The organism is Pseudomonas sp. m6p (assembly GCF_055760375.1).
Map to the genome: position 1 here is coordinate 2,847,761 of NZ_CM147084.1, position 20,264 is coordinate 2,868,024.

At 60.8% G+C, this 20,264-nt stretch carries 15 protein-coding genes; 4 read left to right on the forward strand and 11 right to left on the reverse strand.

Annotated elements, in window-relative coordinates; translation table 11 throughout:
- Positions 1-163: 163 nt before the first annotated feature.
- Positions 164-1,195: a protease SohB gene (gene sohB, locus ACYZUM_RS13015; RefSeq protein ID WP_041072698.1), complete on the reverse strand. Its 1,032-nt coding sequence runs from the start codon at positions 1,193-1,195 to the stop codon at positions 164-166.
- Between the two features lie 206 nt (positions 1,196-1,401).
- Here sohB and ACYZUM_RS13020 point away from each other — a divergent pair, with 206 nt between their 5' ends.
- Positions 1,402-2,112: a histidine phosphatase family protein gene (locus ACYZUM_RS13020; RefSeq protein ID WP_108182856.1), complete on the forward strand. Its 711-nt coding sequence runs from the start codon at positions 1,402-1,404 to the stop codon at positions 2,110-2,112.
- A 48-nt stretch (positions 2,113-2,160) separates the two neighbouring features.
- A complete protein-coding gene (locus ACYZUM_RS13025) occupies positions 2,161-2,478 on the forward strand; it encodes an SCP2 sterol-binding domain-containing protein (protein ID WP_041072702.1) in 318 nt (105 codons plus the stop codon).
- Positions 2,479-2,612: 134 nt separating this feature from the next.
- On the opposite strand, the gene ACYZUM_RS13030 is transcribed toward ACYZUM_RS13025, so the two are convergent.
- The 10 genes from ACYZUM_RS13030 to ACYZUM_RS13075 all read right to left on the reverse strand — a co-directional run bounded on the left by ACYZUM_RS13030 (position 2,613) and on the right by ACYZUM_RS13075 (position 17,037).
- On the reverse strand, positions 2,613-4,223 hold the full coding sequence (locus tag ACYZUM_RS13030; RefSeq protein ID WP_108182857.1) for an ABC transporter ATP-binding protein: 1,611 nt from the start codon (positions 4,221-4,223) through the stop codon (positions 2,613-2,615).
- A 1-nt stretch (position 4,224) separates the two neighbouring features.
- Positions 4,225-5,247 carry an ABC transporter permease gene (locus tag ACYZUM_RS13035; RefSeq protein ID WP_108182858.1) on the reverse strand — a complete coding sequence of 341 codons (1,023 nt, stop codon included), beginning with the start codon at positions 5,245-5,247 and terminating at the stop codon, positions 4,225-4,227.
- Entirely contained in the window at positions 5,247-6,311 is a 1,065-nt protein-coding gene (locus tag ACYZUM_RS13040; RefSeq protein WP_108182859.1) for a microcin C ABC transporter permease YejB, read from the reverse strand. The genes ACYZUM_RS13035 and ACYZUM_RS13040 overlap by 1 nt, the downstream gene beginning before the upstream one ends.
- Positions 6,298-8,148, reverse strand: a complete 1,851-nt coding sequence (locus tag ACYZUM_RS13045) for an extracellular solute-binding protein (protein WP_108182860.1) — start codon at positions 8,146-8,148, stop codon at positions 6,298-6,300. The genes ACYZUM_RS13040 and ACYZUM_RS13045 overlap by 14 nt, the downstream gene beginning before the upstream one ends.
- A 298-nt stretch (positions 8,149-8,446) precedes the next feature.
- Positions 8,447-11,089 (reverse strand): TonB-dependent receptor, encoded by a 2,643-nt coding sequence (locus ACYZUM_RS13050; RefSeq protein WP_108182861.1) that lies wholly within the window; start codon positions 11,087-11,089, stop codon positions 8,447-8,449.
- Positions 11,090-11,204: 115 nt separating this feature from the next.
- Positions 11,205-11,708, reverse strand: a complete 504-nt coding sequence (locus tag ACYZUM_RS13055) for an RES family NAD+ phosphorylase (protein ID WP_108182862.1) — start codon at positions 11,706-11,708, stop codon at positions 11,205-11,207.
- The gene (locus tag ACYZUM_RS13060) at positions 11,705-12,181 is read right to left on the reverse strand and encodes an MbcA/ParS/Xre antitoxin family protein (RefSeq protein ID WP_186448526.1); all 477 of its coding nucleotides are present in this window, start codon (positions 12,179-12,181) and stop codon (positions 11,705-11,707) included. The genes ACYZUM_RS13055 and ACYZUM_RS13060 overlap by 4 nt, the downstream gene beginning before the upstream one ends.
- Before the next feature lie 269 nt (positions 12,182-12,450).
- Positions 12,451-15,372: a TonB-dependent receptor domain-containing protein gene (locus tag ACYZUM_RS13065; protein WP_108182864.1), complete on the reverse strand. Its 2,922-nt coding sequence runs from the start codon at positions 15,370-15,372 to the stop codon at positions 12,451-12,453.
- A 211-nt stretch (positions 15,373-15,583) separates the two neighbouring features.
- On the reverse strand, positions 15,584-16,531 hold the full coding sequence (locus ACYZUM_RS13070; protein WP_108182865.1) for a FecR domain-containing protein: 948 nt from the start codon (positions 16,529-16,531) through the stop codon (positions 15,584-15,586).
- The gene (locus tag ACYZUM_RS13075; RefSeq protein ID WP_108182866.1) at positions 16,528-17,037 is read right to left on the reverse strand and encodes a sigma-70 family RNA polymerase sigma factor; all 510 of its coding nucleotides are present in this window, start codon (positions 17,035-17,037) and stop codon (positions 16,528-16,530) included. Before ACYZUM_RS13075 ends, ACYZUM_RS13070 begins: the two co-directional genes overlap by 4 nt.
- 295 nt (positions 17,038-17,332) lie before the next feature.
- On the opposite strand from ACYZUM_RS13075, the gene ACYZUM_RS13080 reads away from it, so the two are divergent.
- Positions 17,333-19,051 (forward strand): hydrogenase maturation protein, encoded by a 1,719-nt coding sequence (locus tag ACYZUM_RS13080; RefSeq protein WP_108182867.1) that lies wholly within the window; start codon positions 17,333-17,335, stop codon positions 19,049-19,051.
- 268 nt (positions 19,052-19,319) lie between these two features.
- The gene (locus ACYZUM_RS13085; RefSeq protein ID WP_041072725.1) at positions 19,320-20,183 is read left to right on the forward strand and encodes a LysR family transcriptional regulator; all 864 of its coding nucleotides are present in this window, start codon (positions 19,320-19,322) and stop codon (positions 20,181-20,183) included.
- Positions 20,184-20,264 lie beyond the last annotated feature (81 nt).

Sequence of the window (20,264 nt, forward strand, 5' to 3'; positions counted from 1 at the left end):
GGAGTCATCAGCTTAACGAGCCGAACTCTTTATAAAAGCGCGAATAACAGATCAAACCAAAGGTCGCACAATCAACATTTCAAACTTAAAAAATACATATATACCACCTCAATAAAAAAGGCCCTTCATTGCAGAACAATGAAGGGCCTTTTATACAAGTGGCTTACCAGAAGCGTTGCTGGGTCAGGCGACTCCAGCCGTTCACCAACACGCGCTCCACCGAACCACTGGCGGCCATGCCGATGCGTTCCGGCAGGCTTTTGCGCTCGGCGTAATGCAGGTGGTAGACCTCGGCTTTCTTCGCCTTGTCGGCCAGGTATTCGTCGCTGGTCTTGAGTTCATCGACCAACTGTTTGTCCAGCGCCGCGACACCCAGCCAGACTTCTCCGGTAGCCACTTCATCGATGGCCAGTTGTGGCCGATAACGGGCCACGAAGTTCTTGAACAACTGGTGGGTGATGTCCAGGTCTTCCTGAAACTTCTCCCGGCCCTTCTCGGTGTTTTCGCCGAATACGGTCAGGGTGCGCTTGTACTCACCCGCGGTCAGCACTTCGAAATCGATGTCGTGCTTTTTCAGCAGACGATTGACGTTGGGCAGCTGCGCGACTACCCCGATCGAGCCGAGAATCGCGAACGGGGCGCTGATGATCTTTTCGCCGATGCACGCCATCATGTAACCGCCGCTGGCGGCGACCTTGTCGATGCACACGGTCAACGGCACGCCGGCCTCACGGATCCGCGCCAGTTGCGATGAGGCCAGACCGTAGCTGTGCACCATGCCACCGCCACTTTCCAGGCGCAGCACCACTTCGTCCTTCGGCGTGGCGAGGGTCAGCAATGCAGTGATTTCGTGACGCAGGCTCTCGGTGGCCGAGGCCTTGATATCACCGTCGAAATCCAGCACGAACACCCGGGATTTGGCCTCGGGTTTGTTCTTTTGCTTCTTCTCGGACTTCTCCGATTTGGCCTGGCCCTTGCGCAGGGCCTTGAGCTGATCCTTGTCGAGCAGGGTCTGCTCCAGGCGCTCACGCAAGCCTTTATAGAAATCGTTGAGCTTGCTGACCTGCAACTGCCCGGACGACTTGCGCCGGCCCTTGCTGCGCAATGCAGCAAAACTGGCGAGCACCACCAGAATGGCGACCACCAGCGTTACGGTCTTGGCCAGGAAGCTGGCGTATTCGGTGAAAAACTCCACAGAGACTCCTTAAAACAATGCGCGGATGCAAAAACACGCGCGGGATGGTTCCAGCATACCCATGCGCCGCCTCCTCGGCCAGCCGTGAAACCTCTGGCAACAGGCCTGTAACGAGCATTTCAAACAAGCGTATGTTTTTTCATTGACAGCACTCCATCATCCTCATAACCTCGCCACAACCTTCAACGTACCGGGATGACGCGGACGTGGGCAGCATCTATCTGATTCGACATGGCCAGGCCTCCTTTGGTGCAGACGACTATGACGTCCTGTCGCCCATCGGTGTGCGCCAGGCAGAAATCCTCGGCCAGCACCTGGCCGAGTTTGGAATCCGTTTCGATCGCTGCCTGGCGGGCGACCTGCGCCGCCAGCAACACACGGCCAGCAGCGCGCTGGAGCAATTCAGCGCCAAGGGCCTTTCGGTACCGACGCTGGAGACCGACTCTGCGTTCAACGAGTTCGACGCCGACGCAGTGATTCGTGCGCTGATCCCCGCCATGCTGGAGGACGAGCCGGAAGCCATCGACATCCTGCGCAACGCTGCGCAGAACCGCGCCGAGTTCCAGCGCATCTTCGCGCTGGTCATCGAGCGCTGGCTGGCCGGCACCCATGACACCCCGGGGCTGGAAAGCTGGCTGGGTTTCGTCGAACGGGTTCAGGGGGGGCTCCAGCGCATCCTCGAACAAGCCGACAGCAATCAGAAAATCGCCGTATTCACCTCCGGCGGCACCATTACCGCCCTGCTCCACCTGATTACCCAAATACCGGCCAGGCAGGCCTTTGAACTGAATTGGCAAATCGTCAACACCTCGCTCAACCAGCTGAAATTCCGCGGTCGCGAGGTGACTCTGGCTTCCTTCAACAGTCATGCGCATCTGCAACTGCTGAAGGCCCCGGAACTCATCACTTACCGTTGAGTCCGGATAACTGTGACCCTGCTGCAATCAACCCATAAGGATCGAACCATGACCTCCGTAGCTGATGCCGTAAAAGCGATGCAAGCCAAGTTCAACCCAGCCGCCGCTGCCGGTCTGGATCTGGTCTTCGGTTTCAACATCACCGACGAAGACAAGCACTACGCGTTGATCGTCAAAGACGGTACTTGCGACATTCAGGAAGGCGAAAACGCCAACGCCAACTGCACGCTGGTACTGGACAGTGCAACGCTGAAAGACATCGTCAGCGGTGAAACCGACGGCATGCAAGCGTTCATGGGCGGCAAACTGCGCGTTGAAGGCGACATGATGCTGTCGATGAAGCTGTCCGAGCTGTTCCCGTCGTAAGACTTGCGTTCGGTTTGAAGAAAATCCCGCCCCTGTGGCGGGATTTTTGCGTCTGGCCCCTGTAGGAGCTGCGGCACGCTGCGATCTTTTGATCTTGCTTTTAACGATCAAGATCAAAAGATCGCAGCCTCGTTTCACTCGACAGCTCCTACAGGATTTCGCGCCAGCCTCGCCTCCACAATGGATGCCGCCAGCAACTCCTGCGTGTAGGGATGTTGCGCCGCACTGAACAGCGCACTGGCCTCCCCCCGCTCCACCACCTCCCCCTCCTTCATCACAATCAGATCATGGGCCAACGCCCGCACCACCGCCAGGTCATGACTGATGAACAGATAAGTCAGCCCATGCTCTTCCTGCAGTCGCCGCAATAAAGCAACGATCTGCTTCTGCACCGTGCGATCCAGCGCCGAGGTCGGCTCATCGAGCAAGATCAGATCCGGTTTGAGCACCAGCGCCCGGGCGATTGCAATCCGTTGGCGTTGTCCGCCGGAAAATTCGTGCGGATAACGATGTCGGGTTGCCGGATCGAGGCCGACCTCGCGCAGCGCGTCGATCACCGTCTGTTCGCGCTCGGCAGCATTCAAATCGCTGTGCACCTGCAGACCCTCGGCAATGATCTGCTCCACACACAGGCGCGGGCTGAGGCTGCCGAACGGATCCTGAAACACCACTTGCAGGCGCTTGCGCAGGGGTCGCAGTTGCTTGCCGCTCAACTGCTGCAGCGCCTCACCGGCAAAGTGAATGCTGCCCTCGGCGTCGATCAGACGCAGAATCGCCTGGCCCAATGTCGACTTGCCCGAGCCCGACTCGCCGACAATCCCCAGCGTTTTGCCGCGCTGCAGATTCAGATCGATGCCCTTCACCGCGTCCAGCCAGGTGTTGCGCCGCAGCCAACCGCCGCTCAGACGAAAACGCACCTTCAGATCGCGAACTTGCAACAAGTCCTCTGTCGCGTCGAGACACAAGGCATGCCCGCCCGGCTCGGCATTCAGCAATTCAATGCTGTAAGGATGCTGCGGCGCACTGAACAACTGCTCGCACGGCGCCTGCTCGACGATCCGTCCACCGCGCATCACCGCCACCCGTTGCGCGAGGGTGCGCACCAGATTGAGGTCATGGCTGATGATCAGCAGCGCCATGCCCAGGCGCTGCTGCAATTTCTTGAGCAGCAACAGAATCCTGCGCTGCACCGTCACGTCCAGCGCAGTGGTGGGTTCGTCTGCGATCAACAATTGCGGCTCACAGGCCAGCGCCATGGCGATCATCACCCGTTGGCGCTGGCCGCCGGAGAGTTGATGCGGATAGGCCTTGAGCCGTTCGCGCGGCTTCTGAATGCCGACCAGTTCGAGCAGTTCAAGCATCCGTTCACGGGCCTGCGCGCCCGCCAGGCCTTTGTGCAGCGCCAGGCTCTCGCCGAGTTGCCGCTCGATCGTATGCAGTGGATTCAGCGAACTCATCGGCTCCTGAAAAATCATCGCGATACGGTTGCCGCGTAACTGGCGCAGATAACGCTCATGCACGCCGAGCAGCTCTTCGCCGGCATAACGAATGCTGCCATCGAGCCGCGTGATGTTCGGGTCGAGCAATTGCAGGATGCTGTGAGCGGTCACCGATTTGCCCGAGCCGGACTCGCCGACCAGTGCCAGGCATTCGCCCGGACGAATATCGAGGTCGATGCCATGCACCACAGGCTGGCCGTTGAATGCCACACGCAGGTTGCGTATTTCGATCAGGTTTTCGCTCATCTCAAGTCCTTGGATCATAAGCATCTCGGCAAGCCTCACCGATGAACACCAACAGAGAAAGAATCAGCGCCAGGGCAAAAAACGCCGTCAGCCCCAACCACGGCGCTTGCAGATTGCTCTTGCCTTGGCCGATCAGTTCGCCCAGCGAGGCGCTGCCGGCGGGCATGCCGAAACCGAGGAAATCCAGCGCCGACAAGGTCGCAATCGCCCCGGTGAGAATGAACGGCAGATAGGTCAGGGTCGCGCTCATCGCATTGGGCAGGATGTGCCGACAGATCACCTGCACATCGCCAACGCCCAACGCCCGCGCGGCTTTCACGTATTCCAGACCGCGGCTGCGCAGAAACTCGGCGCGCACCACATCCACCAGACTCAGCCAGGAAAACAGCGCCATGATTCCCAGCAGCCACCAGAAATTCGGCTCGACAAATCCGGACAGAATGATCAACAGGTACAACACCGGCAGCCCCGACCATACCTCCAGCAACCGCTGCCCAAGCAGATCGACCCAACCGCCGTAATAGCCTTGCAAGGCGCCGGCAGCGATGCCGATCAGCGCACTGGCAGAGGTCAGCGCCAAGGCAAACAGCAACGACACCCGCGTGCCGAAGATCACCCGCGCGAGCACATCCCGCGCCTGATCGTCGGTGCCCAGCCAGTTCTCGGCGCTCGGCGGGCTCGGTGCCGGCTCGCTCAGGTCGTAATTCACCGTATCGAAACCGAACGGGATCGGCGCAAACCACATCCGTCCGCCGTGCTCTTCGATCAGTTGCCGCACCTGCGCGCTGCGATAGTCCGGCTGGAACGGCAGTTCGCCAGCGAAATCCTGCTCGGTGTAGCGCTTGAACGCCGGGAAGTACCACTGGCCCTGATACTCGACCAGCAGCGGTTTGTCATTGGCGATCAGCTCGCCGCCCAGGCTCAGACCGAACAACAGCAGAAACAGCCACAACGACCACCAGCCACGCCGATGCGCCTTGAACCGCGCCCAGCGCCGCTGTCCGATGGGAGATAAGGTCAGCATCAGGCAGTCCTCGCGGTGAAGTCGATGCGCGGGTCGACCAGCGTGTAGCACAGGTCGCCGAGCAGTTTTATCAGCAGGCCGAACAGGGTGAAGATGAACAACGAACCGAACACCACCGGGTAGTCACGCGACACCGCCGCCTCGTAACTGAGACGGCCGAGGCCATCGAGGGAGAAGATCACTTCGATCAGCAATGAGCCGCCGAAAAATACCGTCACCAGTGCCTGCGGTAATCCGGCGACCACCAGCAGCATCGCGTTGCGAAACACATGGCCGTACAACACCTGACGCTGGCTCAGGCCCTTGGCTCGTGCCGTCACCACGTACAGGCGCGAGATTTCGTTGAGAAAGCTGTTTTTGGTGAGGATGGTCAGCGTGGCGAATCCGCCGATCACCAGCGCGGTGACCGGCAGCACCAGATGCCAGAAGTAATCGGCAACCTTGGCCCACGGCGACAGCTCGGCGAAGTTGTCGGAGACCAGCCCGCGTACCGGAAACCAGTCCAGCGCGGAACCGCCGGCAAACACGATGATCAACAACAGCGCAAACAGAAACCCCGGCATCGCGTAGCCGATGATGATCGCCACGCTGCTCCAGACATCGAACGCCGAACCGTTATGCACGGCCTTGCGAATGCCCAGCGGAATCGACACCAGATAAGTGATCAGCGTGGCCCACAAGCCCAGCGACAAGGTCACTGGCAGCTTCTGCCAGATCAGTTCGGTGACGCTGGCACCACGGAAAAAGCTCTGACCGAAATCCAGGTGCGCGTAGCTTTTGAGCATCAGCCACAGGCGTTCACCGGCGGGTTTGTCGAAGCCGTACTGACGCTCGATGTCGGCCACCAGTTTCGGGTCCAGGCCTCGGGTCGCGCGGGATTCGCCGCCAATGGTTTCGACATGACCGCCGCCCACCGTTGCGCCGACTCCGATGCCCTGCAAGCGCGCGATGGCCTGCTCCACCGGGCCACCCGGCGCGGCCTGCACGATCACGAAATTGACCAGCAGAATAGCGAGCAAAGTCGGCACGATCAGCAGCAGACGCCGCAGGCTATAGCCCCACATGCGCATACTCCTTTTGCTGTTGCTGCAGCTGCGTGGCGGTCAACGCGGTCGGGCTGATTTCCCACCAGGTATCGAGCCCGGCGTCATACAGCGGCGCTGTCGCCGGGCGGCCAAAACGGTTCCACCACACCGTGGAAATTCCCGGCGGGTAGTAATTGGGAATCCAGTAGTAACCCCACTGCAACGCCCGATCCAGGGCATGGGCATGGCGCAGCAGGCTTTCGCGGTTGTCGGCCTGCACCAGCCCTTCGAGCAAGGCATCGACCGCCGGATCACGCAGCACCATGTAGTTATTCGAGCCGGGATCGTCGGCGCCGTCAGAGCCGAAGTAATTGAACATCTCGCGCCCCGGCACCTGACTCACCGGGTAACCCACGACGATCATGTCGTAGTCGCGATTGCGCACGCGGTTGGTGTATTGCGCGGTGTCGACCTGGCGAATATCGAAGCCGACACCGATCTGTGCCAGGTTGCGCTTGAACGGCAGCAGCAGCCGTTCAAAACCCTTCTGACCGTTGAGAAAGGTGAACTGCAGTGGCTCGCCTTTGGCATTCACCAACTGATCGCCACGGGGTTTCCAGCCGGCGGCTTCGAGCAGTTTCAGGGCTTGTAACTGCTCGGCGCGAATGTTGCCGCTGCCGTCGGTTTTCGGCGCTTCGAAGACTTGGGTAAACACCTCGTCGGGGATCTTGCCGCGCCACGGTTCGAGGATTTTCAGTTCCTCGGCGTCCGGCAACTCGGTGGCGGCCAATGCGCTGTGCGAGAAGTAACTGCGCTGCCGCAAGTACATGCTGCGCATCATCTGCCGGTTGCTCCATTCGAAATCCCAGAGCATGGCGATCGCCTGCCGCACCCGGCGATCCTGAAACAGCGGTTTTTGCAGGTTGAACACGAAACCCTGCGAACCTTGCGCGGCACCTGGCGCCAGATGTTCGCGGAGCAGTTTGCCCTGCTCCAGCGCCGCCCCGGCATAGCCGATGGTGTAACTGGTCGCGGAAAATTCGCGGTTGTAGTCGAAGCCGCCAGCTTTGAGCACTTGCCGTGAAACATCGGTGTCGGCGAAGAACTCCACACTCAAGTGATCGAAGTTATACAGGCCGCGCGTGATCGGCAGGTCCTTGGCCCACCAGTCGGCAACGCGCTGAAATTTCACGCTACGCCCGGCATCCACCGCGCTGATCCGGTACGGGCCGCTGCCCGGCGGGATCTCGAAACCGGCGCCCTCGGCGAAGTCACGCGTGCGCCACCAGTGTTCGGGCAGCACCGGCAGTGTCGCCAGATCCAGTGGCAAGGTGCGGCTGTCGTTGTTCTTGAAGTTGAAGCGCACTTGCGTCGGCGACTCCACCACGACATCGGCGACGTCACGAAACTGTTGGCGGTATTTGAGGCTGCCCTGAGTGGTGAACAGCTCGAAGGTGTAACGCACGTCTTCGGCAGTGATTGGCGTGCCGTCGTCGAACCGGGCCTTGGGGTTGAGGTAAAAGCGCAACCAGCGGCGATCCGCATCCAGCTCCATCTGCTGCGCCACCAGGCCGTAGACGCTGTAGGGTTCGTCCTTGCTGCGATAGGCCAGCGGCGCGTAGAGCCAGCCGTCGATCTCGGCGACGCCAGTGCCTTTGTCGATGTACGGAATCAGGTGATCGAACGGGCCGCTTTCCAGCGAGGAGCGGCGCAGTGACCCGCCCTTGGGAGCGTCGGGATTGGTGTAAGCCAGGTGCTGGAAGTCCGGGGCGTATTTGGGGGCTTCGCCGTAGACCGTCAACGCGGGTTGTGGAGCGGCCCAATTGAATGGGCTTAGCAGCGCAAAAGCGCTGAACAGAATGAGCCTGGAGAACATTGGCAGATCCTTTTTGCACGGCGCTGTTTATGGCCTCATCGCTGGCAAGCCAGCTCCCACACGTTTTGCGATATTCACAAATCCCTGTGGGAGCTGGCTTGCCAGCAATGACGCCCTAACAATCACCAAACCTTCTGCCTACCTGTGATGTGCAACAGGCCGGCAATTTTTATAGGGCAGGTTTAGATCAATAAGTGACTAAAACCCGCCGCCTCCATGAAATCCGCTCCCTGTAGGAGCTGCCGCAGGCTGCGATCTTTTGACTTTTGAAGATCAACAAGCTCCTACACAGAGCGGGTCAGAACTTGTAATTGACCCGCGTGTACAGCGTCCGCCCGAACGGGTCGCCGTACTTCGGGTCGTAGCCGCTCTGGAAGGTGTAGGTCTGGTTGCTGAACTGCGGCTCGCGGTCGAACAGGTTCTTCGCGCCGAGGGTCACGCTGAGGGTTTTGCGCCAGGTGTAGGTGCCGGCCAGATCCCAGACGTTGTACGAGCCGACGTAATCGTGAGTCTCACGGTCGGAGTCGTGGTAACCGCTGGTGTAGCGGTTGGTCAGGGCGACGCCATAAGGGCCGTAGTTCCAGCTGCCGGTCAGGCTGTGGCGCCAACGAGCCACAGCGCCGGCCGAGGAAAAGTCGCCGCCACGAAAATCGCCAAGCTTGTCGATGTAGTCGCCCTTGAGCTGCTGCTGGTACTCGTAGCGGCTGACATAGGTGCCTTGCAGGCCGATACCGAAGTTGCCGTACGGGGTGCTCGGCAAGCGGTAGTCGAAGCTGACGTCGACACCATTGGTCTTGATCTTGCCGAGGTTGGCCAGCCCCGTGACGATGTGATCGATGGAGCCGTCAGGCTTGCGCACCAGGCGGTCCGGGTACAGCTCCGGGTTCTCGAACACCGCTGACTCGGGGAATTCGGCGATCTGGTTGGCAATGTTGATCCACCAGAAGTCCAGCCCGGTGCTCAGGCGCTCGAACGGCTGATAGACGAAACCGAGGGTGACATTGCGCGCGGTTTCCGGGCTCAGGTCCGTGTTGCCACCGGTGCGGCTGTAAAACTGCTGGGCGCAGTCGCGGTTGGCGATGCCGCCGTTGCTCGGATTACCGCCAGCGCACAGCCGTGGGTCGTTGTAGTTGGCGACGGTGAACGTGGTGAAGTTCGGGTTGTACAACTCGTACAGCGACGGCGCGCGGAAACCCTCGCTGTAGGCGCCACGCACCACCAGCTCCTTGAATGGCTGGAAGCGGAACGAGTATTTCGGGTTGGTGGTGCTGCCGAAGTCACTGTACTTGTCGTGGCGCACGGCGGCGGACAATTCCAGGCTGTCGAGTACCGGCACGTTGACCTCGGCGTACTGCGCCGAGACGCTGCGATCCCCGGCGACACTGGCATTGGGGTCGACACCCAGGCTCTGCACGTCGGCGGCGAACTGGGCGAAGTCCTGATGGAAATCTTCCTTGCGGTATTCGCCACCCAGCGCCAGCGCCGACGGGCCGGCGCCGAACCAATCGCCAATCTCGCGGCTGACACGCCCGTCAATGGCCTTCACCCGACCGACCGCCGTCGAGTAATCACCGTCCACTGCATTGGCTGCCAGCAACGCCTGCCCGGCAGCGGTCTGCGCGCCAAACGGATTGATGATGCCATTGGCGATACCGGCACTGACGGCGCGGTCGTTGACGTACCCGGCCTCAATGGCATTCACCACTTTGTTCTGGTTGTACGACGCGCCGACGTTGTAGTCCCACCCAACCACGCTGCCATCGAAGCTCAACAGCAAACGCTGGCCGGTGTTGTCGTCTTCATGCTGACGCGCGCCGACGGCGGTTTCGCGCCAGTTCACATCCACCGGTTGCGTCGGGTCGAGGGCGAAAACGCTGGGGCCGGGGGTAATGCCGTTACCGGGATAGAACGTCGTGCCGGGATTGACCTGATTGCCCATCAAGGTGCCAGGGCCGATCTGCGTACGGTTTTCGTTGCGCGCCCAGAAATATTCGAGGCTGACATTGTGATCGTCCGCAAGCTTGCCGGTGGCTTTGGCGAAAGCCGAGGTCTTCTCGGTTTCCGGTACCAGATCGAGGTAGTTCCACAGGCTCTGGCGGCAGATGCCGTTGCGCGCCAGCAATCCTGGCGCGTTGCAACCGGAACCGGCCAACGGGTTGGTGGCGTTGCTGCCCTGACTCCAGTTCGCCGGCGATGCGGTGCCGGAGGTGTAATCGAGACCGCGTCCGGGCTGATAGTTGTAGGTGTAGCCACGATCCTCGGCAGCCAGGCGTTGCTGCTTGTCGTAACTGACCACACCGAACACGTTGAAGCGGTCATTCTGCAAATCGCCAAAGCCCCAGCTGCCACTGAAGTTACGACTTTCACCACCGCCGGCATGAGTCGGCGTGTCGTAGTTGGTGCTGAGCTGGCCTTCGGTGAGGCTGGTCTTGGTGATGAAGTTGATCACCCCTCCGATCGCATCGGTGCCGTACAACGCCGAAGCGCCGTCACGTAGCACTTCGACGCGATCAATGGCGGCGAACGGAATAGTGTTCAGGTCAACCCCGGACCCATTGATCGCGTTGGTCGCGTTGTTGCTCAGGCGCCGGCCATTGAGCAGCACCAGCGTCTTGTTCGGGCCGATGCCACGCAAATCGGCATACGACGCCCCGCCGCTGCTCGAACCCACTGAGCGGCCGGAGCCGACCGAGGACTGGTTGGCGGAAATCCGGCTCACCAGTTCTTCTGTGGTGCTCACGCCCTGCTCGCGCAATTCTTCAACTCGCAGGATTGTGACCGGCACCGCGGTTTCCGCATCGACCCGGCGAATCGCGGTGCCGGTGACTTCGACCCGTTGCAGCTGGGTCGTGGGTTCGTCGGCAGCAACTGCCGGCAAGGTATTGATCGCCAGCAGCAAGGCCAGGCTCAAACGGGATCTAACGGGTGAAAAATGGATCATGAACAGCCATCCCTGCGTTTTGGTTTATGCAGGGATGTGCAATGGACAGCAGGGTTTTATAGAGCCCGATTTAGACCGTTGGGTGATGAGGTTATGCAAAAAAACCAGCTGTGTATCAAACCAGTTCCATCTCCCTCAGCAACCGGGTATCCAGCCCAAACCGCTCCTGAGAAACCATCCTGAACTGGCCCTCCGCCAATTCGCAGCTCACCAGCAAATTCCACGAATGGCGGGTTGCCGCCGAGGGGATCAGTACAAACGGATGTTCTGCCAATAACGAATCGGCAAACAGTTGTTGATTGGGTGAAGGTTTGGCGGGGCTCAACCAGTAAGGATTCGGCACTTCCTCAGGCTGCACTATTTTCACTTTTGCTTCGTTGATGACCTCAAAACACGTGAGTACATAGGGTTCACTGTCCAGCGCATCAAAGCTGTGATTGGCTGCCACCTCCAGAATGGCCGACGACGGATCGACCGATGCATAAACGACTCGTCGTCCGGGTTTGTTCCATCGGCCACCATTGAGATTTGAACCCATCCCGCTGTCCCACGTCCCTCCGTAGACCTCGGGATCCAGCCGCCAGGCATACCAGTGCTCGTCCCAGGGCAAGGGATTCATGTGTAAACCCCGTATATTAGCTGCCCCAGATACTGCTCCACCATCTGAAACCCCAGTGAGTGCCGAATAAACTCAGCGGGGACGCGACCGTTCAGGTAGGTGCTGGGCTTGCGCAGCCACTCCTCGGCCCGTGACTGCCTCCCGAAGGCGCGAGTGGCCTTTTCCAGCACCAACGCATATTGGTAGGCGACGACGCTCTGCTGCGGGTCAAGCCGTACCGTCTTACCTTCCTTCAGTAACCGCCGGACGGTGCTGACCGACTTGCCGGTGATGCGTTTGACCATGTCGCCTTGCAGATAAAGCTCAGAGGTTGAAAGCATGTTGACGACATCGTTCAACTCAAAACCTTCGTCGGTCAGGTCAACGATCAGAAAGGCATCGTCACCTATGTTCCGGCCATTGACGAGCACGTCGACAGGTCTGCCCTCGGCCCTCTTTACCCCCGTCAGCCGGGGCACCTTGACGCTGGGCATCGCGACATCCTCCATGGGGCATCTGGCACGATCGGTGCGCCAGTGAAGGCGATGGGAATAAGCAGGCGTTTCGTATTCGAGGTGGGGAGTTCGCATAATCCATCCGTTATCAGAGGCCTGAGCGTCCAAGCCGTTTACGACTTCAATGTCATATCCGATGCTATAGATCACGCTTCCGACGACCAACCTGAGATTGTCGTCGGAAATATCCCCGTTTCTGCAAAAAACTCCCCCGTTTCCGTAGGACGTTACTCACATATTCCACGTGCTCAACTGCCGAAGTGATAACTCACATCCAGCCACCACTGCCGCCCGTACGGGTCGTAGTTGCCGGTCGGGTAATACGGCCAGCCGGCGGAGTCGTCGTGCTTGATCTGGTTGAGCACATTGTTCACGGTCAGGCCGACACTGGCGCGGTCGTTGAGTTTGTAGCGGGCGCTGGCGTTGAACACCGTCCATGGCGACAAACGCCCGTCGCCCGCGCCATTGGTCACCGAGCCGTAACGAATGCCCATCAGCGTCGCCGTGGCCTTTTGGTAATCCCAGGTCAGGCTGGCGTTGACCTTGCTGCGCCAGTCGTAGTTGGTGCGCGAGGTGCGCCAGTCCTGAGTCGGCGCCTCATCGGACTCCTTGTAGAAATGCGAAAGCACCAGGGTATAGCCCAGCGCCGAACTGAACGCGCCGTACTGGCCGGCGCCCCAGCGGATGTTGCTCTTGAAGTCCAGACCACTGACCCGCTCGCTGGCGGCGTTGATCGCATTGACCCGCACTCGCTGCAACTGATTGGGATCAATCGCGGCATTGCCCGGGTTGCGATCGATGCGCGCCAGGGTCGACTGGCAGTTGGCCGAGTTGATGTCCTGGGTGCCGTTGCGGCATTCGTTCTCTTGCTGCAACAGGCGGTTTTCGTCGACGGTGGTCAGCAGGTCATCGATCTCGACCCGCCAGAAATCCGTGGAGAAATCGAAATTGCGCGACGGCGACCAGACAAAACCGTAGGTCCAGGATTTACCGCGCTCGGACTCAAGGTCCGGGGTGCCGCTCTGGGTGTAATCGACTCGCCCGCGATCACACGCGCCCTGCACGCCCTGGCTGCAACCGTAGTAGTCGATCTGCGCCGGGTAGTAACCGTTGCTGTCGGACTGGTAGATGTAGTTCAGATCCGGCGCGCGGAAACTGGTGCCGTAACTGCCACGCAGCAACAGACTGGTGATCGGGCGCCATTCCAGGCCGAGGTTGTAGGTTTTCTGCTGCTCGCTGCGGCCGCTGAATTTGTACTGGTCCCAACGTCCGGCGGCAGTGGCCAGCACAGTGTCGGTGACCGGAATGCTGAACTCGCCACCGGCGGCGTAACGCTTGCGCGAACCACCGGAGCTTTGTGCCGGGCTCACACCATAGAAAGCGCCGTCATTCAGACCGTCGTCCGGGTCGACGCGATACGCCTGCTTGCCCGCTTCCAGCACCCCGGCAAATCCGACCGGGCCGGCCGGCAGGTCAAACAGATCGCCATTGATCGAGGCGTTGTAGCTGGTGGAAACCGATTTGCTGCGCTGGGTCAGGTTGCTGCGAAACTGCTCCCACTCTTGTGGCGCCAGCGGACGATCAAGCCGCGAGGCGTCCGGGGCGAACACCGGGTAACCGTCACGCGTGCCCAGTTGCGGGCCGAGGTAGAAATCCTGAATCGAGGACAGCGGCGTGTAGCGCGTGGTTCTGACGCTGCGATATTCCGAGCGGTTGGCCGCCAGGTCATAACGCCAGCCGGTGTCGGCGATCTTGTCCGAGAGGCCGAGGGTGCCGGTCCACGACGTGTCGGTCCACTTGCTGTTGTTGCTGGTGCGCCCGCCAATTTCCTCTTCGCCGTAACGGCGATACCAGCGCTCCAGATTGCCGCTGTTCTGGTTGATGAAGTCCGGCGAAGTAAACGTCGGGCCACGGGTGTTGTTCTGAATGTGATCGAGGCCATACATCAAATCGGCAAACACCTGACCGCTGTCGCTGAAATGCCAAGTGCCACGGGTGTAGCCGTCGTAGTTTTCCTTTTGCGTCTGAATGGTCCAGTAATCGTTGTACATCTGATCGGTGCGGCAGCGTCCGCCGTTGTTCAGCAGCTTGTTGTCGAAGGTGCCTTGATAGGCGCCGCAACCGGGGCCGAGGTAGCGGTTGTTGCTCAGGTCGCGGCGGTAACCGACGTCCGCCAGCGGGCCGCTTTGCATGAAGCCGCGATCGTCGGCCCAGATCGGATCGCGGTTGGTCAGCTCCAGGCCGAACAAGCCGTCGAAGTCGCCCCAACTGCCGCCGCCGCTGATTTGCAGGCGCTGATTGTCGCCACCGCCACGCTCGCTGGTGCCGCCCTTGAGATTGACGTCGATGCCATTGATCTGCTTCTTGAGGATGATGTTGACCACCCCGGCAATCGCGTCCGAACCGTAGATCGCCGAAGCGCCGCTGCTGAGAATTTCGATACGTTCGATGACTGCCGAAGGAATGTTCGCCAGGTTGGTGAAGTTGACTTTGCCGTCGTACGGCGTCGGGTAATCGGCGACGCGCCGGCCGTTGATCAGCACCAGCGTGTGATTGGGGCCGAGGCCCCGCAGGTTGATCGCGCTGGCCGCCGGTTGCCAGGTATTGCCGTAGTCCTCGCCCTGGGTCATGCCGGTGTTTTGCGTCTGCGTCGCCAAGGCGTCATAGACGTTCTTGTAGCCGCGCGCCTCCATCTCTTCGTGGGTGATGACGTTGACCGGGGTCGCGCCATCGCTCTGTGCACGAGCGATTCGCGAGCCGGTGACGGTGACTTTTTCCATGCGGTAATCGGCGCTGGTCACCGGGGCCACGGCGCTGACTTTGGCCGCTACCGGCGTACTCGCCGCGCCTTCGCGCACGCTCAGGCCCTGGGCACTCTGCTCGACATGCAGGCCACTGCCGAGCAACGCTTTCTCGACCGCCTGACGCCCGCCCAACGCACCGCGCACCACACCGCTGCGTTTGCCCTCCACCAGATTCTGACTGAAGGAAATCGGTACGCCGGTCTGGCGCGAGATATCCAGCAAAACCTCATCGAGCGGGCCGCTGGCGATGTCGAAGGTGTAGACCTGGGCCGCAGAATCCTGCGCATACACCGCGATCGGCCCCAGTCCCATCGCCAGTGCGGCGGCGAGGGTCAGGCGCGGTAATTGTTGTTTGAATGAAATCATCAAGGGCTTCCCTGTTGAAGGCGTCTGCCGGGAATGAGCAGCGGGCCGGCGCTTTTTATAGGGCGGCGATTAGGCCAAGAAGTCATAAACCTATAACCGGAATAAAACGCACCTCTGTGTAGGAGCTGCCGAAGGCTGCGATCTTTTGATTTTGTTTTTTCAAGATCAAAGGATCGCAGCCTGCGGCAGCTCCTGCAGGGTTGCAGTGGGCTTAAGGGCGAGGCTGGATGCTGACCCAGTAGGGGTTGTGCCATGTGACGCGAATCGGCAGCGAACGCTCCAGCAATTGCAAAGTGCGGTCACTGTCGTCCAGCGGATAGAGGCCGCTCAGGCGCAGATCGGCCACTTCGGGACTCAGGTGCAGAATGCCCCGGCGATAGCGGCGCAGGCTGTCGATCACTTCGCTCAGCGGCCGGTCGCGCACTTCCAGGCGCCCCTGCACCCAGGCACTTTCCTGTCCGTTACTGCGCTCCAGAGCGAGAATGTCCTGCGCGTTGAACGACAGGCTCTGCCCTGCCTCGACCAGTCGCCGCGCCCCGCCAGCGGTGACCACTTCGACCTGCGAGTGCAGCATCACCAGGCGGGTGAAATCATCGTGTTGTTGCACGAGGAATTTCGTTCCAAGTGCACGCATCCGACCGTGCTCGGTCTCGACCACAAATGGTCGAGCGCAATCCTTGGCGACATCCACCAATAACTCACCGGTGCGCAATGCCAGCAGGCGCTGAACCGCATCGAATTGCGCCACCACTCGCGTGCGGGCATTCAGACTCAGTGCACTTCCATCCTCCAGGGTAAAGTCGCGCCGCTCGCCAGTGCCGGTCGCCAACTCCCCCGCTTCCGGCAGCCAGCCGTAGCGGCGCCCGAGCAATCCGGCCAGCACGGCAATCCCGAGCACACTCAGGCTACCGCTGAGAAAACGCCGACGACTCGACGGCGCATTCAGGCTGTGCAACAGACTGTTGCGGGGCAGCCCGCGCAAGTGCGGATGGCGCAGCAGGTTCAGGCCACCGCCCATTTGCTCGATGATCCGCTGATGTCGCGGGTCGGCTGCCCGCCACGCGTCGAACGCCGCACGTTCGCCAGCGCTGGCTTCACCGGACTGCAACAGCGCCATCCACTGCGCCGCCTCATCGATCACCGCGTCGTCCGGCCTCATGCCTGCATCGCCTGATAGCAGCGTTTGAACGCCTCGACCATGTATTGCTGCACCCGACTGGTGGAAACCCCAAGCCGTTCGCCGATTTCGCTGTAGGTCAAACCGTCGAGCTGATGGTAGAGAAACGCCGCTTTGGCCTTGGCCGACAAGCCATTGAGCAGGCGATCGACCGCCAACAGCGCTTCGATCACCAGCGCGCGTTCCTCCGGCGATGGATGCACCGGTTCCGGCACCAGGGCCAGGCTTTCCAGATAGGCGCGTTCCAGGTCCTGGCGACGCCAGCCTTCATACATCAGCCGTCGGGCGATGGTGGTCAACAACGCCCTGGGTTCACGAATCGCGGTCGGGTCCGGCAGGGTCAATACCCGCAGAAAAGTTTCCGAGGCGATGTCCTGTGCACTGTGCGGGCAACCCAGCGTGCGGCCAACGGCAGCGCACAGCCAGCGATAGTCCTTTTGGAACATTTGCCCAATCATCCGGTCATGCGGGTTTTGAACATCACCCATGTCTTGCTCCCTGAAACGGGTCCCACCCGCTGCGAAAAACCATCGTTCTGCCGGGATCGTCCGACTCCTGATCTGGCGCGACTGTGCAATAGCGCTGCTTACATTTGAAGTAATAAAAAATCAAGACAGTCAAACCTTTGAGAATAAGGAACTTGCTCGCCGGGGAAATATTGACTCACACAACGTTGACCCGGATCAGTTGCCAGCGCTGCAGCACTGACTAATCTGCGCGCTCCATCGAATGCCAGGGACGGCTCATCAGGAGCCCACGGCAGCCCTTTCAAGGAAGAAAATCATGCGATCACTGAAGATTATTCTGCTGTCCTCGGCCTTCAACGGCCTGACTCAACGCGCCTGGCTGGAACTGCGCCAGGCCGGGCATTCGCCCAGCGTTGTGGTGTTCACCGACGAGGCTTCGGTGCGCGAACAGATCGAACACAGCGGCGCCGATCTGGTGATCTGCCCGTTCCTCAAGGACCGCGTGCCGCAAGCGCTGTGGAGCAATCTCCGGCGGCCGGTGGTGATCATTCATCCGGGCATCGTCGGCGATCGTGGCGCCAGCGCGCTGGACTGGGCGATCACCAACGAACTCACAAGTTGGGGCGTGACCGCCCTGCAAGCGGTGGAGGAAATGGACGCCGGCCCGGTCTGGGCCACCTGCGAATTCAATCTGCCGCCGGGCTTGCGCAAGTCCGAGTTGTACAACGGTCGGGTCAGCGATGCGGCGATTCGCTGTATTCGCGAAGTGGTCGAAAAATTCATCGACGGCTTTGTCCCTGTCGCACTGGATTACAGCGATCCCAAAGTCCGCGGCCGCCTGCAACCGAACATGAAGCAGGCCGACCGCACCTTCAGCTGGCACGACTGCTCGCGATTCATCAAACGCTGCATTGACGCCGCTGACGGCCAGCCCGGTGTACTGGCGAGTCTGGCCGGCGGGCAGTATTACGTGTACGACGCGCACCTCGATCAGCGCACCGGCATTCCCGGCAAGATCCTCGCGGTGCATGACGATGCGGTACTGGTTGCCACCGGTGATCACAGCCTGTGGATCGGTTCGTTGCGGCGCAAACCACTGCCCGGCGAAGAAACCTTCAAGCAACCGGCGCGGCACGTGCTGGCCGGGCAACTGGCCGACGTGCCGACGCTCGACTGGTCAATCGCCCGCGAGCCGTTCAATGAGGAGGCGTATCAGCCGATCCGCTACCGTGAATCCGGGCATGTCGGGGAGCTGACCTTCGAGTTCTACAACGGCGCGATGAGTACCGAACAGTGTCAGCGTATGGTCGAGGCGCTGCGCTGGGCCAAATCGCGGGACACCCGCGTGCTGTTGATCAAGGGCGGGCGCGGCAGTTTTTCCAACGGTGTGCACCTGAACGTGATACAGGCCGCGCAGGATCCGGGCGCCGAGGCCTGGGCCAATATTCAGGCGATCGACGATGTCTGCGCCGAGCTGCTCAGCGCGCAGCAACTGGTGGTCAGCGGCGTGACCGGCAATGCCGGGGCCGGCGGCGTGATGCTCGCACTGGCCGCCGACATCGTGTTTGCCCGGGCCGACATCGTGCTCAATCCGCATTACAAAAGCATGGGCCTGTATGGCTCGGAATACTGGACCTACAGCCTGCCCCGCGCCGTCGGCCCGACGGTGGCCGAACAACTGACCCAGGCCTGTCTGCCAATCAGCGTCACCCAGGCGCTGCAACTGGGCATGGTCCAGGAGATCGGTCCGCGCTGCCCGGACGAGTTTTCGTTATGGTTGCTGCAACGGGCCAACGCGACATTGACCGACCCGACCTATGCTGCCGTGCGTGAGCGCAAATTGCGGGTTGATCAGGTACTGATCGAGCAATGCCGGGAAAACGAACTGCAGGAAATGCAGGAGGACATGCTCTACAACCGCAACCAGTTTGCCGAGAAGTGCAGCCACTTCGTCTACAAGCGCAAGGCCTGCGGTACGCCGGCGCGGTTGGTGGAAGACTGGGCGCGGGTGCGCAAGGTTGAGTTGGCGGGTTGAGCTTCAGCGCCCACTGAGGCCTCATCGCTGACAAGCCAGACTCCCACCGGGTTCTGCGTCCGACACAGTACCTGTGGGAGTCTGGCTTGCCAGCGATGGCGGTGTCTCGGGCGGCACTGGTTTGGCAGACATTCCGCCACCGCGAGCAGGCTCACTCCTGCAGGGGTTTGCATCACTCACGAAATCCATGGAAACCGCAGCGCAATGAACGATGACGCGGTGGCGAGCCGACACTTACAATGCCCGCACCTCAGATACCGGCCCACCCATGGACATCGACCTCGCCCGCACCTTTCTGGAAATCGTCCGCCACGGCAGCCTCGCTGCGGCGGCGCAGAAGTTGTTCGTCACACAAACGGCGATCACCGCCCGGGTGCAGAAGCTCGAAAGTCAGCTGGGCAGCACGCTGTTCGTGCGCAACCGCGCCGGGGCGAAACTGACGGCCAATGGCGAGGCCTTCGTGGTCTACGCCAATCAACTGGTGCAGACCTGGGAAGCCGCGCGGCGCGACCTGCCGCTGCTGGACGGCTATCACAACGTGCTGCACATCGGCGGTGAAGTCAGCCTGTGCAACCCGTTGATGCTCAGTTGGGCCGCCGAACTGCGCGAAAAAATCCCCGGGCATGCCCTGCGCATGGAAATCCGCGACGGCGAAAATCTGCTGCGCCAGCTTGAACTCGGTGTGCTCGATGCCGCGCTGGTCTATCAGCCGGAATATTGGCCCGGCCTGCAAGTCGAGCAGGTACTGGAAGAAAAACTGATTCTGGTGCGTGCGCCAAACCGCCCGGATCCTTACGTCTACATCGACTGGGGGCCGGACTTCCGTCGCCAGCACGACGCCGCCCTGCCAGACAAGGCCAAAGCCGCGCTGAGTTTCAACCTCGGCCCGTTGGCCCTGCAATACATCCTCGAACACGGCGGCAGCGGCTACTTTCGCACCCGTGTGGTGCGCAGCTATCTGGAAACCGGCGCGCTGGAAGCGGTGACCAAGGCCCCGGAATTCGGCTATCCAACTTATTTGGTGTACGCCCGCGAGCGAGACTCGGCGACCCTGCAACAGGCCTTCGATCTGTTGCGCCAGGTGATCGAGACCGATGACGACTGGTCGCAGCGCTGGAACCCGTTGAGCTGAGTCGGCCGCTTTGCACCGGAGCATGGCACAACTGACCTCAAGGTCCGGCCTGCACAAACGGCCCGATCGGCTAATCTGCCG

What these genes read in the sequence shown, in the direction of transcription:
- ACYZUM_RS13045 (WP_108182860.1), bottom strand. Translation starts at nt 8,148, where the DNA reads ATGTTCTCCAGGCTCATTCTGTTCAGCGCTTTTGCGCTGCTAAGCCCA.
- ACYZUM_RS13030 (WP_108182857.1), bottom strand. Translation starts at nt 4,223, where the DNA reads ATGAGCGAAAACCTGATCGAAATACGCAACCTGCGTGTGGCATTCAAC.
- ACYZUM_RS13025 (WP_041072702.1), top strand. Translation starts at nt 2,161, where the DNA reads ATGACCTCCGTAGCTGATGCCGTAAAAGCGATGCAAGCCAAGTTCAAC.
- ACYZUM_RS13060 (WP_186448526.1), bottom strand. Translation starts at nt 12,181, where the DNA reads ATGCCCAGCGTCAAGGTGCCCCGGCTGACGGGGGTAAAGAGGGCCGAG.
- ACYZUM_RS13050 (WP_108182861.1), bottom strand. Translation starts at nt 11,089, where the DNA reads ATGATCCATTTTTCACCCGTTAGATCCCGTTTGAGCCTGGCCTTGCTG.
- ACYZUM_RS13080 (WP_108182867.1), top strand. Translation starts at nt 17,333, where the DNA reads ATGCGATCACTGAAGATTATTCTGCTGTCCTCGGCCTTCAACGGCCTG.
- ACYZUM_RS13040 (WP_108182859.1), bottom strand. Translation starts at nt 6,311, where the DNA reads ATGTGGGGCTATAGCCTGCGGCGTCTGCTGCTGATCGTGCCGACTTTG.
- ACYZUM_RS13065 (WP_108182864.1), bottom strand. Translation starts at nt 15,372, where the DNA reads ATGATTTCATTCAAACAACAATTACCGCGCCTGACCCTCGCCGCCGCA.
- ACYZUM_RS13055 (WP_108182862.1), bottom strand. Translation starts at nt 11,708, where the DNA reads ATGAATCCCTTGCCCTGGGACGAGCACTGGTATGCCTGGCGGCTGGAT.
- ACYZUM_RS13085 (WP_041072725.1), top strand. Translation starts at nt 19,320, where the DNA reads ATGGACATCGACCTCGCCCGCACCTTTCTGGAAATCGTCCGCCACGGC.
- ACYZUM_RS13070 (WP_108182865.1), bottom strand. Translation starts at nt 16,531, where the DNA reads ATGAGGCCGGACGACGCGGTGATCGATGAGGCGGCGCAGTGGATGGCG.
- ACYZUM_RS13035 (WP_108182858.1), bottom strand. Translation starts at nt 5,247, where the DNA reads ATGCTGACCTTATCTCCCATCGGACAGCGGCGCTGGGCGCGGTTCAAG.
- ACYZUM_RS13075 (WP_108182866.1), bottom strand. Translation starts at nt 17,037, where the DNA reads ATGGGTGATGTTCAAAACCCGCATGACCGGATGATTGGGCAAATGTTC.